The 14,010-nt window shown below is 60.3% G+C and carries 11 protein-coding genes; 10 read left to right on the top strand and 1 reads right to left on the bottom strand.

The window, feature by feature from the left end; translation table 11 throughout:
* Window positions 1-39 precede the first annotated feature (39 nt).
* From pncB to ABWQ00_RS06765, 9 genes are all read left to right on the top strand, one after another.
* The gene (gene pncB, locus ABWQ00_RS06805) at window positions 40-1,224 is read left to right on the top strand and encodes a nicotinate phosphoribosyltransferase (RefSeq protein ID WP_353237918.1); all 1,185 of its coding nucleotides are present in this window, start codon (window positions 40-42) and stop codon (window positions 1,222-1,224) included.
* 98 nt (window positions 1,225-1,322) lie between these two features.
* Window positions 1,323-2,702: a sodium:proton antiporter gene (locus ABWQ00_RS06800; protein WP_353237991.1), complete on the top strand. Its 1,380-nt coding sequence runs from the start codon at window positions 1,323-1,325 to the stop codon at window positions 2,700-2,702.
* Entirely contained in the window at window positions 2,702-3,688 is a 987-nt protein-coding gene (locus tag ABWQ00_RS06795; protein ID WP_353237917.1) for a 2-hydroxyacid dehydrogenase, read from the top strand. Before ABWQ00_RS06800 ends, ABWQ00_RS06795 begins: the two co-directional genes overlap by 1 nt.
* Window positions 3,685-5,055, top strand: a complete 1,371-nt coding sequence (locus tag ABWQ00_RS06790) for a DNA recombination protein RmuC (RefSeq protein ID WP_353237916.1) — start codon at window positions 3,685-3,687, stop codon at window positions 5,053-5,055. Before ABWQ00_RS06795 ends, ABWQ00_RS06790 begins: the two co-directional genes overlap by 4 nt.
* 31 nt (window positions 5,056-5,086) lie before the next feature.
* Window positions 5,087-6,268 carry an MFS transporter gene (locus tag ABWQ00_RS06785; RefSeq protein WP_353237915.1) on the top strand — a complete coding sequence of 394 codons (1,182 nt, stop codon included), beginning with the start codon at window positions 5,087-5,089 and terminating at the stop codon, window positions 6,266-6,268.
* Window positions 6,269-6,337: 69 nt separating this feature from the next.
* Window positions 6,338-8,320 (top strand): DNA topoisomerase IV subunit B, encoded by a 1,983-nt coding sequence (locus ABWQ00_RS06780; RefSeq protein ID WP_353237914.1) that lies wholly within the window; start codon window positions 6,338-6,340, stop codon window positions 8,318-8,320.
* Window positions 8,321-8,406: 86 nt separating this feature from the next.
* Complete coding sequence (gene parC / locus ABWQ00_RS06775) at window positions 8,407-10,770, top strand: DNA topoisomerase IV subunit A (protein WP_353237913.1); 2,364 nt, start codon at window positions 8,407-8,409, stop codon at window positions 10,768-10,770.
* Window positions 10,771-10,856: 86 nt separating this feature from the next.
* A complete protein-coding gene (locus ABWQ00_RS06770; protein WP_353237912.1) occupies window positions 10,857-11,675 on the top strand; it encodes an acyl-CoA thioesterase in 819 nt (272 codons plus the stop codon).
* A gap of 6 nt (window positions 11,676-11,681) precedes the next feature.
* Window positions 11,682-12,143, top strand: a complete 462-nt coding sequence (locus ABWQ00_RS06765; RefSeq protein WP_353237911.1) for a GNAT family N-acetyltransferase — start codon at window positions 11,682-11,684, stop codon at window positions 12,141-12,143.
* A gap of 42 nt (window positions 12,144-12,185) precedes the next feature.
* On the opposite strand, the gene ABWQ00_RS06760 is transcribed toward ABWQ00_RS06765, so the two are convergent.
* Window positions 12,186-13,229: a quinone-dependent dihydroorotate dehydrogenase gene (locus ABWQ00_RS06760; RefSeq protein WP_353237910.1), complete on the bottom strand. Its 1,044-nt coding sequence runs from the start codon at window positions 13,227-13,229 to the stop codon at window positions 12,186-12,188.
* 104 nt (window positions 13,230-13,333) lie between these two features.
* On the opposite strand from ABWQ00_RS06760, the gene rpiA reads away from it, so the two are divergent.
* Window positions 13,334-14,005, top strand: a complete 672-nt coding sequence (gene rpiA, locus ABWQ00_RS06755) for a ribose-5-phosphate isomerase RpiA (protein WP_353237909.1) — start codon at window positions 13,334-13,336, stop codon at window positions 14,003-14,005.
* Window positions 14,006-14,010 lie beyond the last annotated feature (5 nt).

Here is a 14,010-nt window from a genome sequence, read left to right as displayed (position 1 = left end):
AGGAACAAACGGCACCAGCCGTCAGAGACAACACACACCATGATCATCACCAGTCTGCTCGATACCGACCTGTACAAGTTCACCATGATGCAGGTCGTGCTTCACCAGTTTCCGGGGGCGCAGGTCGAATACAAGTTCAAGTGCCGCAACCCGGGTGTGCCCCTGGCGCCTTTTGCCGAAGAAATTCGCCGGGAAATTCGTTCCCTGTGCAGTTTGAGCTTCAAAGAAGCTGAGCTGCACTACCTGCGTTCACTGCGCTTCATCAAGAGCGATTTCGTGGATTTTTTGGGCCTGTTCAAACTCAATGAAAAATGCATCGAGGTCTTGCCTTTGCCGTCCGGTGAGATCGACATCACCATCCGTGGACCGTGGTTGCACACCATCTTGTTTGAAATTCCGGTGCTGGCCATCGTCAACGAGGTGTACTTTCGCAACACCCAAAAGGTGCCCGACCTGATGGAAGGTCGCCGCCGCCTAGACACCAAAATAGCCCAGTTGCAGGCTGCTGGCCTTGAAACTCTGAAGATTGCCGACTACGGCACGCGCAGGCGCTTTTCACGTGCGTGGCATGAAGAAGTTTTGCGTGTCTTGTCGGCCCGCTTAGGCACCGGACCCGAGGGCCAGTTTGCCGGAACCAGCAACGTTTATTACGCTTACCTGTTGGGCCTCTCGCCCCTGGGCACCATGGCGCATGAGTACCTGCAGGCTGCGCAGGCGCTGGGGCCCCGTTTGCGTGACAGCCAGGTTTTTGCTTTTGAGTCTTGGGCCAAAGAGTACCGGGGTGATTTGGGCATTGCGCTGAGCGATGTTTACGGCCTCAATGCTTTTTTGCGCGACTTCGACCTGTATTTTTGCAAGCTGTTCGATGGCGCGAGGCACGACAGCGGCGACCCTTTCAGCTGGGGCGAACGCATGATCGCGCACTACCAACACAACCGGGTAGACCCCAGAACCAAGACACTGATTTTCAGTGACAGCTTGACCATTCCACGCACCATTGAGCTGTTTGAGCAGTTCCGGGGGCGCTGCCAGCTGGCCTTTGGGGTGGGTACCAATCTGACGAATGACCTGGGATATGAGCCGCTGCAAATCGTGATCAAAATGACTCGCTGCAATGGCCAACCCGTGGCCAAATTGTCCGATTCCCCTGGCAAAGGCATGTGCGACGATGAAAAATACTTGGCTTACCTGCGCCAAGTGTTTGAAATTTCGCCGGTGGTCTGAAATGGCATAGAGCGACCGTTAACATACGGCACCTTTTCACAGGAGTTGCACTGATGACGCTATTGGGTACGAGATGGACCGCCTGGCTGGCTTTGCCAATGTTGCTGGCCATGTCCAGTGGGGCTTTTGCGGCTGATTTTGACGGTTCGCAGTTGTCGGCGATTTGGGGTGTGCCTTTTGCGGGCCTTTTGTTGTCGATTGCCCTGATGCCATTGTTGGTGCCGCATTTTTGGCACCACCATTACGGCAAAGTGGCTGCTGCTTGGGGTTTGGCATTTTTGGTGCCTTTTGGCGTGATGTTTGGGCCAGCGATGGCCGGCGTGAACATGGTGCATGCACTCTTTGCCGAATACATCCCCTTCATCATTTTGCTCACGGCCCTGTTTACGGTGTCCGGCGGCATTTTCATTCGGGGTAATTTGCATGGCAGCCCGGCCTTGAACACGGCCATACTGGGCATTGGCGCTGTGCTGGCCAGCTTCATGGGCACCACCGGAGCCTCCATGTTGTTGATTCGCCCCTTGATCCGGGCCAACGACAACCGCAAGCATGTAGCGCATGTGGTGGTTTTCTTCATCTTCATCGTCTCCAATGCCGGTGGCTCGCTGACCCCCTTGGGCGACCCACCGTTGTTCTTGGGCTTTTTGAAGGGCGTGGATTTCTTCTGGACCCTCCAACACATCTTCCCTGAGACCTTGTTCTTGCTGGGCAGCTTGCTGACCATTTTTTACTTCCTCGACAGTTGGTATTACAACCGCCGTGAAGAGTTGGTGCCGCAAGACCCCACACCCGACTCCAAGGCCATCGGTTTTGATGGCAGTGTCAACTTCGTTTTGTTGGCCGTGGTGGTGGGCTTGGTGCTGATGAGCGGGTTGTGGAAGTCCGATGTGTCCTTCGACATCTATGGCACTGTGGTCGGCCTGCCTGGCGTGGTCCGTGATGTGGGCCTGGTGGCTGTAACTTTCTTGTCGCTCATGATCACGCCCGCCAAAGTGCATGCTGACAACCAGTTTGGTTGGGCACCGATGCAAGAAGTGGCCAAATTGTTTGCGGGTATTTTTCTGACCATCATCCCGGTCATTGCCATGCTCAAGGCCGGCGTGAATGGTCCGTTTGGTGCGGTGGTTTCGGCTGTGACCCAGCCGGACGGTAGCCCGGATGTGCTGATGTATTTTTGGATCACCGGTGCTTTGAGCTCCTTCTTGGACAATGCCCCGACCTACTTGGTGTTCTTCAATACCGCGGGCGGTGACCCTCAGGTCTTGATGACCAGCTTGGCGCCGACCTTGGCGGCCATCTCGGCAGGTGCCGTTTTCATGGGGGCGAACACCTACATTGGCAATGCGCCGAATTTGATGGTGAAAGCCATCGCTGAAGACCGTGGTGTGAAGATGCCCAGCTTCTTTGGCTACATGCTTTGGTCGGGCGGTATTTTGTTGCCCTTGTTCGTCATCATGAGTTTCATCTGGTTCAACTGATGTCCAAACCCTCCATCCTGGTGGCGCGCGCCATCTTCCCTGAAGTCCTGCAGTCTTTGGCGCAGGTGTTTGAAGTTGAGAGCAACCAGGCCGATGAGGTTTGGTCTGCGGCTGAACTCATACGCCGCATGCAAGGCAAAGTGGGCGCACTGACCACAGGCAGCGAGCGCATTGATGCAACGCTCTTGCAGGCCAATGCGCAGCTCAAGATCGTCGCCAACATGGCTGTGGGCTTCAACAACTTTGACGTGTCCGCCATGACCGCGGCCGGGGTGGTGGCCACCAACACCCCTGATGTGTTGACCGAAACCACGGCCGACTTTGGTTTTGCCTTGCTCATGGCCACCGCCCGCCGCGTGACCGAGAGCGAGCATTACCTGCGTGCCGGTTTGTGGAAAAAGTGGAGCTACGACATGTTTGCCGGCGCCGAGGTGCATGGCTCGACCCTCGGCATCATTGGCATGGGGCGCATCGGTCAGGGCATTGCACGCCGTGCGGCGCATGGCTTTGGCATGAAGGTCCTCTACAACAACCGCAGCCGATTGAGCGCCCAGTTGGAGGCGGACTGCAAAGCCACGTATGTCTCTAAGCAAGCGCTGCTGCAAACCGCTGACCATGTGATGCTGGTGCTGCCCTACAGCGCCGAGTCGCACCACACGATTGGCGCGGCCGAGTTGGCGCAGATGAAGCCCACAGCGACGCTGGTCAACATCGCACGCGGTGGCATTGTGGACGACGCGGCTTTGGCCCAAGCCCTGGCCGCGCACCAAATCGCGGCAGCAGGCATCGATGTGTTCGAGGGCGAGCCCTCGGTGCACCCCGACTTGCTCAAGGTGCCCAATGTGGTGCTGACTCCGCACATTGCCAGCGCGACCATCCAGACCCGCAAAGCCATGGCCCAGCTGGCGGCCGATAACCTGGTGGCCTACCTGACCCGTGGCCAAGCGTTAACGCCTTTGAACACCTTGCCCGGCACAGCTGCATGATCGAATGGGCTCTGCTGGCCCTGGTGGGGCTGAACCTGTTGTTGCTGGTTTTGTTGCTGCGTCGCGGTGCTTCGCCGCAAGAGCAAGCGCAGCAAACCGCTGCCCATTTGGCCGAGCAAACCGCTTGGATACAACAGCAGTTTGGCAATTTGCATGGCCAGTCAGAGCGGCTTGAACGCGAATTACGCACCGAGATCAGCCAATCCGGCGTGCAGGGGCGGCAAGAGGCCATGCAGAACCTCAGCTTGTTCCAGCAGTCGCTGCTGCAGCAAAGCGCTGAGGCCACCCGCACCCAGAACCAACAGATCGATGCGTTGGCCCAGCAATTGGCCTTGTTGCAAAAAAGCCTGACCGACAGCCTGGCCCAGCAAGTCAATGCCTTGTCCGAGGCCAACGCTCGCCGCTTGACCGAGATGCGCGGCACCATGGAAACCCAGCTGGCCCAGCTGCAACAAAGCAACGCCGCCAAGCTGGATGAAATGCGCCAGACGGTGGACGAAAAGTTGCAAGCCACCTTGCAAGCCCGCTTGGGCGAGAGCTTCAAGCAAGTGGCTGAGCGCTTGGAGCAGGTGCACAAGGGCTTGGGCGAAATGCACAACTTGGCACAAGGGGTGGGCGATCTCAAGCACCTGCTGACCAATGTCAAAACCCGTGGCATGTTCGGTGAGGCGCAACTGGCTTCGCTGCTCGAGCAGGTCCTCACGCCTGAGCAATATGCCGTGCAAGTGGCCACGCGCCCCGGCGACAAAAACCGGGTGGACTTTGCTATCCGCTTGCCGGGACGCTCCGACAGCGGTCAGCCCGTTTGGCTGCCCATTGATGCCAAGTTCCCCAACGAAGACTACGAGCGCCTGCTCGAAGCGCAGGGCCGCGCTGATCCGGTGCAGGCCGAGCTGTGCGCCAAAGCGCTGGAGGCCCGCATCAAGCTCGAAGCCAAATCGATCGCTGAAAAGTATTTGGAGCCCCCGCACACCACCGACTTTGCGGTCATGTTCTTGCCCACCGAAGGGCTGTACGCCGAAGTTTTGCGCCGTCCGGGCCTGATGGAGAGCCTGCAGCGTGAGCACCGCGTCACGCTGGCGGGTCCCACCAACCTGATGGCCATGCTCAACGCCTTGCAAATGGGCTTCAGAACCCTGGCGCTGGAAAAGCGCTCCAGCGAAGTGTGGCAGGTGTTGGGCGCTGTCAAGACCGAGTTTGGCAAGTTTGGTGATGTCTTGGACAGAGTGCGCAACCAAACGCAAACCGTGCTCAACACCCTGGACCAGGCCCAGACCCGCAGCAACGTGATGAACCGGGCGCTGCGCCAGGTCGATGCTTTGCCCGAACCCGAGGCCAAGGCTTTGTTGCCTGGCAGCGAACGCTGATTCGTCCAGTGAAAGCCGGGGGGGACCTGACATGAAGACACTCCCTCAGCTGATCGCAGGCCAAATTTTTCTGCATGCTTGCATGGCCGGGATGCGCATGGCCACGCCATTGCTGGCTTTGAAGCAAGGCTATAGCCCACTGGCTGTGGGCGCCTTGTTGGCGCTGTTTGCCCTGACGCAGGTTTTTTTGGCCTTGCCAGCAGGCCGGTACATTGACCGCACGGGCCTCAAAAAACCCTTGATGATCAGCGTGGCTATTTCGTCTTTGGGGGCCAGTTTGTCGGCCATTTGGCCGATTTTTCCGGTCCTGTGTCTGAGTGCCTTGGCCACGGGCGGTGCCACGGGCATGGCAGTGATCGCGCTGCAACGCCATGTGGGCCGCATGGCGCAAAACCCCGCTGAGCTGCGTGTGGCCTTCAGTTGGTTGTCGATTGGCCCGGCCATCTCCAACTTTTTGGGCCCCGTGATGGCCGGTTTGCTGATTGACTATGCCGGACCGCATCCGGACCATGTTTCAGGCTTCCAATGGGCTTTTTTGTTGTTGGCCATGCTGCCCTTGAGCACCTGGTTCTGGGTGCGTGCGGTGCCCGAGCTGCATACCCCGAAAGCGCCCGACGAGGTGCAGACCCGCCGGGCCATGGATTTGCTGGCCGAGCCCATGATGCGCCGTTTGCTGGGGGTCAATTGGGTGTTGTCGTCCTGTTGGGATGTGCACACCTTTGTGGTGCCGGTGCTGGGCCATGAGCGCGGTTACAGCGCTTCGGTGGTAGGCACGATTTTGGGCGCTTTTGCCATCGCGGCCACCTTCATTCGCGTCTGTTTGCCTTTCATCTCGCGGCACGTCAAGGAGTACCAGATCATCACCGGCTCGATGGCCTGCACTGCGGTGTTGTTTGGGCTCTACCCCTTCATGCCGACCGCATGGGCCATGGGACTGTGTTCGGTCATGTTGGGGCTGGTCTTGGGCACGGCCCAGCCCATGATCATGAGCACCTTGCACCAGATCACCCCGCCACACCGACATGGCGAGGCGCTGGCATTGCGGCTGATCAGCATCAACGCCTCCAGCGTGCTCATGCCGGTGCTTTTTGGTGCTGCCGGGGCGGTGGCGGGGGTGGGGCCTGTGTTCTGGGTGGTGGGATCGGTGGTGGGCTGGACATCGCAATGGGGCTGGCGGCTGCGGCCAAGCTGCGCTCAGACCGGAAACTCCTGAACAGATCGGGTGCAATGAACTGTGTTTGTATCCAGTGGTTCGCCTGAAATCCCTCTACAATCCGCCACCATGTCCACCCAATCAACTGTCAAAACATCTAGTGAGTACTCCGAAGGCTCGATCCGCGTCTTGAAGGGCCTTGAGCCCGTCAAGCAGCGCCCGGGCATGTACACCCGCACCGACAACCCCCTGCACATCATCCAAGAGGTGCTGGACAACGCCGCTGACGAGGCGCTGGCGGGTTATGGCAAAAAAATCAAAGTCATCTTGCACCTCGATGGCTCGGTCAGCATCGAAGACGATGGCCGGGGCATTCCCTTTGGTCTTCATCCCGAAGAAAACGCGCCAGTGATCGAGCTGGTCTTTACCCGTTTGCACGCGGGCGGCAAGTTCGACAAGGGCAAGGGCGGGGCCTACAGCTTCTCGGGTGGGCTGCACGGCGTAGGCGTGTCGGTCACCAATGCGCTGTCCAAGCGGCTGGAAGCCACCAGCTACCGCGAAGGACAAGTGGCCACCTTGGTGTTTTCGGGCGACGACGTGACCGAGCCACTGGTCAAGCGCGCCACAGGCGAGGGCGATCGGAAACAAGGCACCACGGTGCGGGCCTGGCCAGACGCCAAATACTTCGAATCCAGCGCCCTGCCGATGAACGAACTGACGCACCTGTTGCGCAGCAAAGCCGTGCTCATGCCGGGCGTGACGGTGACCTTGGTGAACGAGAAAACCAAGGAATCCCAGCAGTGGCAATACAAAGCTGGCCTGCGCGACTACCTGACGCAAACACTCAGCGGCGACCCGGTGATCCCCTTGTTTGAGGGAGAAGGCTTCGCAGACGGCAACAGCGAAAGCTTTGCTGAGGGCGAGGGCGCCTCGTGGGCTGTGGCCTTCACCGAGGACGGCGCGCCTGTGCGCGAGAGCTATGTGAACCTGATCCCCACCAGCGCAGGCGGCACGCACGACAGCGGCTTGCGAGATGGTTTATTCACCGCCGTCAAAAGCTTCATCGAGTTGCATGGCTTGCTGCCCAAAGGCGTCAAGCTCATGCCCGAAGACGTTTTCGCCCGCGCCAGCTATGTGCTGAGTGCCAAAGTGCTGGACCCGCAGTTCCAGGGCCAGATCAAGGAGCGTCTGAACTCGCGCGACGCTGTGCGCTTGGTCTCCAGCTTCGTGCGCCCTGCGCTCGAACTCTGGCTGAACGAGCATGTGGATTACGGCAAAAAACTGGCCGAGCTGGCCATCAAGGCCGCGCAAACCCGCCAAAAAGCCGGCCAAAAGGTGGAAAAGCGCAAGAGCTCCGGTGTGGCCGTGCTGCCCGGCAAGTTGACCGATTGCGAGAGCAAAGACATCTTGCACAACGAGGTGTTCTTGGTCGAGGGCGACTCGGCGGGCGGCAGCGCCAAAATGGGCCGCAACAAAGAGAGCCAGGCCATCTTGCCCCTGCGCGGCAAGGTGCTCAACACCTGGGAAGTGGACCGTGACCGCTTGTTTGCCAACAACGAAATCCACGACATCTCGGTGGCCATTGGCGTGGACCCGCATGGCCCCACCGACAACCCCGACATGAGCAACCTGCGCTACGGCAAGGTCTGCATCTTGTCAGACGCGGACGTGGACGGCTCGCACATCCAGGTGCTGCTGCTGACTTTGTTCTTTCGCCACTTCCCCAAGCTGATCGAAGCGGGGCACCTGTATGTGGCCAGGCCGCCCTTGTTCCGTGTCGATGCGCCTGCACGCGGCAAAAAGCCTGCGTCCAAAGCCTATGCGCTGGACGAGGGGGAGCTGACGGCCATCATCGACAAGCTGCGCAAAGATGGCGTCAAAGAAGGCGGCTGGAGCATCAGCCGCTTCAAGGGCTTGGGCGAGATGAGCGCCGAACAGCTGTGGGACACCACGCTCAACCCCGACACGCGCCGCTTGCTGCCCATTGAGTTGGGCCCACTGGACAACGCGGGCACCGAAAACCTCATGACCCAGCTCATGGGCAAAGGCGAAGCCGCCGCCCGCCGTGAGCTGATGGAGCTGCACGGCGACAGCATCGAAATCGACGTTTGAATTTCTTGTAGGTCGGAGCTTCAGCTCCGACAAATGTATGCGCATCCCACGTCGGAGCTCAAGCTCCGACCTACAAAACCATTGACATGACCACTGACCTGTTGACCCCCGAACCCACCGCCGCACCCGAAGGGGACCACCTGGGCGCCTACGCCCAGCGGGCCTATCTGGAATACGCGCTGTCCGTCGTCAAAGGCCGCGCCTTGCCCGATGTGTGCGACGGCCAAAAGCCGGTGCAGCGGCGCATTTTGTATTCGATGGACCGCATGGGTTTGTCGTACAGCGGACCGAACAACAACACCGCGGCCAAGCCCGTCAAAAGCGCCCGTGTGGTGGGCGATGTGCTGGGCCGTTACCACCCGCACGGCGACACGGCGGCGTATGACGCGCTGGTGCGCATGGCGCAAGACTTTTCGCAGCGCTACCCACTCATTGACGGGCAGGGCAACTTTGGCTCTCGCGATGGTGATGGCGCTGCCGCCATGCGTTACACCGAAGCGCGTTTGTCGCGCATCACCAGCTTGCTGCTGGATGAGATCGACATGGGCACGGTGGACTTCATCCCTAACTACGACGGCTCCACCGAAGAGCCGCGCCAGCTGCCCGCGCGTTTGCCGTTCAGCTTGCTCAATGGCGCCAGCGGCATCGCAGTGGGTTTGGCCACCGAAATCCCCAGCCACAACTTGCGCGAAGTGGCCGACGCTTGTGTCGCCCTGATCAAAAACGACAAGCTGAGCGACAGTGAGTTGATGGCCATACTCCCCGGCCCCGACTACCCCGGAGGCGGCCAGATCATCAGCCCGGCCAGTGACATCGCCGACGCATACCGCACGGGGCGCGGCAGCCTCAAGGTGCGTGCCCGCTGGAAGATCGAAGACCTGGCCCGTGGCCAATGGCAACTGGTGGTGACCGAGTTGCCGCAAGGCGTCAGCTCTCAGCGTGTGCTCGAAGAGATCGAAGAGCTGACCAACCCCAAGGTCAAAGCCGGCAAAAAAGCCCTCAGCACGGACCAAATTCAGCTCAAAGCCAGTATCTTGAACGTGCTGGACGTGGTGCGTGACGAGTCCAGCAAAGACGCTGCTGTGCGTTTGGTTTTCGAGCCCAAGACCAGCCGCATCGAACAGAGCGAACTCATCACCGCTTTGCTGGCCCACACCAGCCTGGAAACATCGGCCCCGATCAACATGACTTCGGTGGGCATCGACGGCAAACCGATCCAGAAGTCACTGCGCCAGATGCTGGTGGAGTGGATCAGCTTCCGCCAAACCACCATCACCCGCCGCAGCCAGCACCGCCTGAACAAAGTGCTGGACCGCATCCACATTCTGGAAGGCCGCCAGCTGGTGTTGCTCAACATCGACGAGGTGATCCGCATCATTCGCCACAGCGACGAGCCCAAGCCTGCGCTGATCGAGGCCTTCCGCTTGAGCGACCGTCAGGCCGAAGACATTCTGGAGATTCGCCTGCGCCAATTGGCCCGTTTGGAGGCCATCAAGATCGAGCAAGAGCTGAGCGAGCTGCGATCAGAGCAAGGCAAGCTGGAAGAAATTCTGGGCAGTCCTGCTGCGCTGCGCCGCTTGATGGTCAAAGAGATCGAGGCCGACGCCAAGACCTTTGCCGACCCGCGCCGCACGCTGATCCAGGAAGAGAAAAAAGCCGTGGCCGAAGTCAAGGTGGTGGACGAACCCGTGACGGTGGTCGTCTCGGAAAAAGGCTGGGTGCGCGCCCGCACCGGGCATGGCCACGACGCCACCAGCTTTGCCTTCAAGGCGGGCGACGGCCTTTACGGCACCTTTGAATGCCGCACGGTGGACACGCTGCTGATTTTTGGCAGCAACGGTCGCATTTACAGCGTGCCCGTGGCCACACTGCCCGGAGCCCGGGGCGACGGCCAACCGGTGACCACGCTGATTGAGCTGGAAGCCAGCACGCAAATCGCCCACTACTTTGCAGGCCCGGCCTATGCCACGCTGCTGCTGAGCGGCTCGGGCGGCTACGGCTTCATCGCTTCGGTCGAGAACATGGTCTCGCGCAACAAGGCAGGCAAGGCCTTCATCAGCCTGGGCGAGGGCGAAACCGTCTGCGCCCCCAGCCATGTGAGTGGCAGCAGCGCCACCGTGCCCCCTGACAAGCACCCCATGCCCGCAGCCAACAGTGTTTGCTGCGCGAGCACAGGCGGCCGCGTGCTGACCTTTGAGATCAGCGAACTCAAGACCATGGAAAAAGGCGGACGGGGCCTGATGCTCATCGACCTCGAAGCCAAAGACAGCCTGGCAGGGGCGGCAGCCTACACCCGCAGCGTCAAGGTCGCGGGCATTGGCAGAGGCGGCAAAGAGCGCGAAGAAACCCTGGAGATCCGCAGTCTGAACAACGCCAAAACCGCCCGCGCCAAAAAAGGCAAAGTGGCTGACTTGGGCTTCAAGCCCAATCGGGTGACGCGGGTGGAGTAATCAGGGCAGAGTGATCCCATTCGGGACAGTGGTGCACGGCGGCGCAGACCTATCATCGGCTGCTCAATCACACCCACAGCAAGCGCATGCATCCCCTCGACGAAGCCATCGACCTGCGCGCCTCAGCGCGTCAGGACCTGTCCCAGGAATTCACGGGCGCAACCCACCCGGCCTACGCCAACATGGTCGGACCCTTTGGGGGCACCACGGCGGCGCAGTTGCTGCAGGCTGCTCTTTTGCATCCCGATCGCCTGGGCGAGCCCGTGGCCCTCACGGTCAACTTTGCAGCCCCGGTGGCCGATGGCGAGATCCGCTTTGTGGCGCGGCCTGTGCGCACCAACCGTTCGACCCAGCACTGGATCATCGAAGCGCATCAGACCGTTGGTGTGGTGGCCACCGCCACGGCGGTGTTTGCCGTGCGGCGCGAGACCTGGTCGGATGTGGAGGCCGTGATGCCCTCCAAGGTGCCAGAGCCTGATGCCGTGAGCCGCATGCCTGTGAAGGGCATGCCCGCTTGGCCGCAGCGATACGACATGCGTTTTGTCGAAGGCGCTTTCCCTTCGGCCTTTGATGAGCAAGAGCAAACCCATTCGCGCTCGACCCTGTGGGTGCGCGACGAGCCCGCGCGGGCGCTGGACTTTGCTTCTTTGGCGGCCTTGAGCGACAGCTTTTTCCCGCGCATCTACATCCGCCGTCGCCGCCGGGCGATGATCGGCACGGTGTCACTCACTACCTATTTCCATGCCGACAGCGCCTTACTGGCGCAAGTGGGCACGCGCCATGTGCTAGGTGTGGCCAAGGCACTGAATTACCGCCACGGCTACTTTGACCAGACCGGTGAGCTGTGGAGCCCCGAAGGTCAGCTGCTGGCGAGCACGCACCAGTTGGTGTATTTCAAGGACTGAAAAAGCATGCGCAAGGACATCATCATCCGCCCCATTCAGCGCGAGGACTATGCCCAATGGCGACCACTTTGGGATGGGTACAACGCTTTTTATGGCCGGGAAGGCGAGACAGCATTGGCAGAGAACATCACCGATGCCACTTGGTCACGGTTTTTCAGCGCTGAAGAGCCGGTTCACGCCTTTGTGGCTGTGGATAGCGACACGGTGGTGGCCTTGGTGCACTGCCTTTTTCACCGCAGCACAACCAGGCTGCATGATGTTTGCTATTTGCAGGATTTGTTCACGACGCCCAGCCACAGAGGCCAACGAATTGCACAGCAACTCATTGAGGCCGTTTATACGGCTGCACGCGCTGAGGGCAGTTCCCGGGTTTATTGGACAACGCAGATCGGCAATGCATCTGGCCGAGCCTTGTATGACAAAGTGGCCAGCCATACAGGTTTCATCATTTATTCGAAGGAACTCTGATGCGCGAATGGCATGAACCGGAGGGGCATGCCGTTTTCTTATTCAGCGCTTCATCTGCTGCAGCGCACTGGCCACTTCCGTCACCAGCGCCGGGCCTTTGTAGATGAGGCCGGTGTAAATCTGCACCACGTCGGCCCCGGCCTCGATTTTGGAAATCGCATCGTGTCCGCTCAGGATGCCGCCGACGCCGATGATGGGGAAGTCTTTGCCCAAGGCGGCGCGCAGACCGCGGATCACGCGGTTGCTGCCTTCAAGCACGGGCGAGCCGGACAGACCGCCCATTTCTTCGGCATGGGGCAGGCCGCTTACGGCATCTCGGGCCAGCGTGGTGTTGGTGGCGATCACGCCGTCCATGCCGTGCTTTTGCAGAGTGGCGGCGATCACGTCCACTTGTGTCACGTCCAGATCCGGGGCGATTTTGAGGAACATGGGCACGCGGCGGCCGTGTTCAGAGGCCAATTCTTCGCGCCGCGCCACCAGGGCACCCAGCAGCCCGTCCAGGGCTTCGTCGCTTTGCAGGGCGCGCAGGTTTTTGGTGTTGGGGCTGGAGATGTTCACCGTCACGTAGTCGGCGTGCGGGTAAACGCCGGCCAGTGCGATCAAATAATCGTCGGTGGCGTTTTCAATGGGCGTGGCGGCGTTCTTGCCGATGTTCAGGCCCAGCAGGCGACCTTGCTGGCGGAATTTGGAGCGTTTGACGTTGGCAATGAAGGCGTCCAGCCCGTCGTTGTTGAAACCCAGACGGTTGATCAGCGCATTGGCCTCGGGCAGGCGGAACATGCGCGGCTTGGGGTTGCCCGGCTGGGCTTTGGGCGTCACGGTGCCGACTTCGACAAAGCCAAAACCCATGGCGCCCAGACCGTCGATGCAGCGGGCGTTTTTGTCCAGACCCGCAGCCATGCCAACCCGATTGGGGAAATTCAGACCCGCCAGCGTGATGGGTTGCGCCACAAAGGGCTGGCGGTAAAGGCGATCAAGCGGGGTGTTTTGGGTGCGGGCCAGGCCTTCGATGGTCAGGTCGTGGGCCTCTTCGGGGGCCATCCTGAACAAAACAGGGCGGGTCAGGCAATAAGGGATCAGGGACATTGGATAATTCCGGTCTTGTGCAGCAAGTGGCGACGTTGGGCTCAGTGGCCTTGATTGTCTCAAACCCTGACCCGCCTTCTTGAATTTCCAACCGAGCCCCTTTCATGACCCAAGACGAACTCAAAGCCCTGGTGGGCCAAGCCGCCCTGAAATACGTTGTGCCCGGCGAGATCGTTGGTGTGGGCACCGGCTCCACCGTGAATAAATTCATCGACGCGCTGGCCACCCTGAAAGACCAGATCAAGGGCGCGGTCTCCAGCTCCGAGGCTTCCACCGTGCGCTTGAGGGCTCTGGGTATCCCGGTGTTTGACAGCAACGAGGTCGAGAGCCTGTCGGTCTACATCGACGGCGCAGACGAAATCGACCACCAGGGCCACATGGTCAAGGGCGGGGGCGCGGCGCTGACCCGCGAAAAAATCGTGGCGGCGCAAAGCAAGCAGTTCGTCTGCATCGCAGACGAGAGCAAGCTGGTGGATGCATTGGGTGCCTTCCCATTGCCGGTCGAAGTGATCCCGATGGCCACCGCCCGGGTGATGCGCCAGTTTGCGGCCATGGGCGGCATGGCTGTCGTGCGCCAGAAAGACGGCCAGCCACTGGTGACCGACAACGGCCAGCACATCGTGGACGTGAAGGGTCTGAAGATCACCGACCCGGTGGCCTTTGAAACCGATGTCAGCCAGTGGCCCGGCGTGGTCACCGTGGGGGTGTTTGCCCATCAAAAAGCCCAGGTGTGCTTGCTGGGCACGTCTGAGGGCGTGAGGACGCTGAATTTTTAAGCCGA

The sequence above is a fragment of the Limnohabitans sp. genome, from assembly GCF_040400975.1.
In the GTDB taxonomy this organism is placed as follows: Bacteria; Pseudomonadota; Gammaproteobacteria; order Burkholderiales; family Burkholderiaceae_C; genus Limnohabitans_A.
This window is presented reverse-complemented; position numbering and strand designations above follow the sequence as displayed.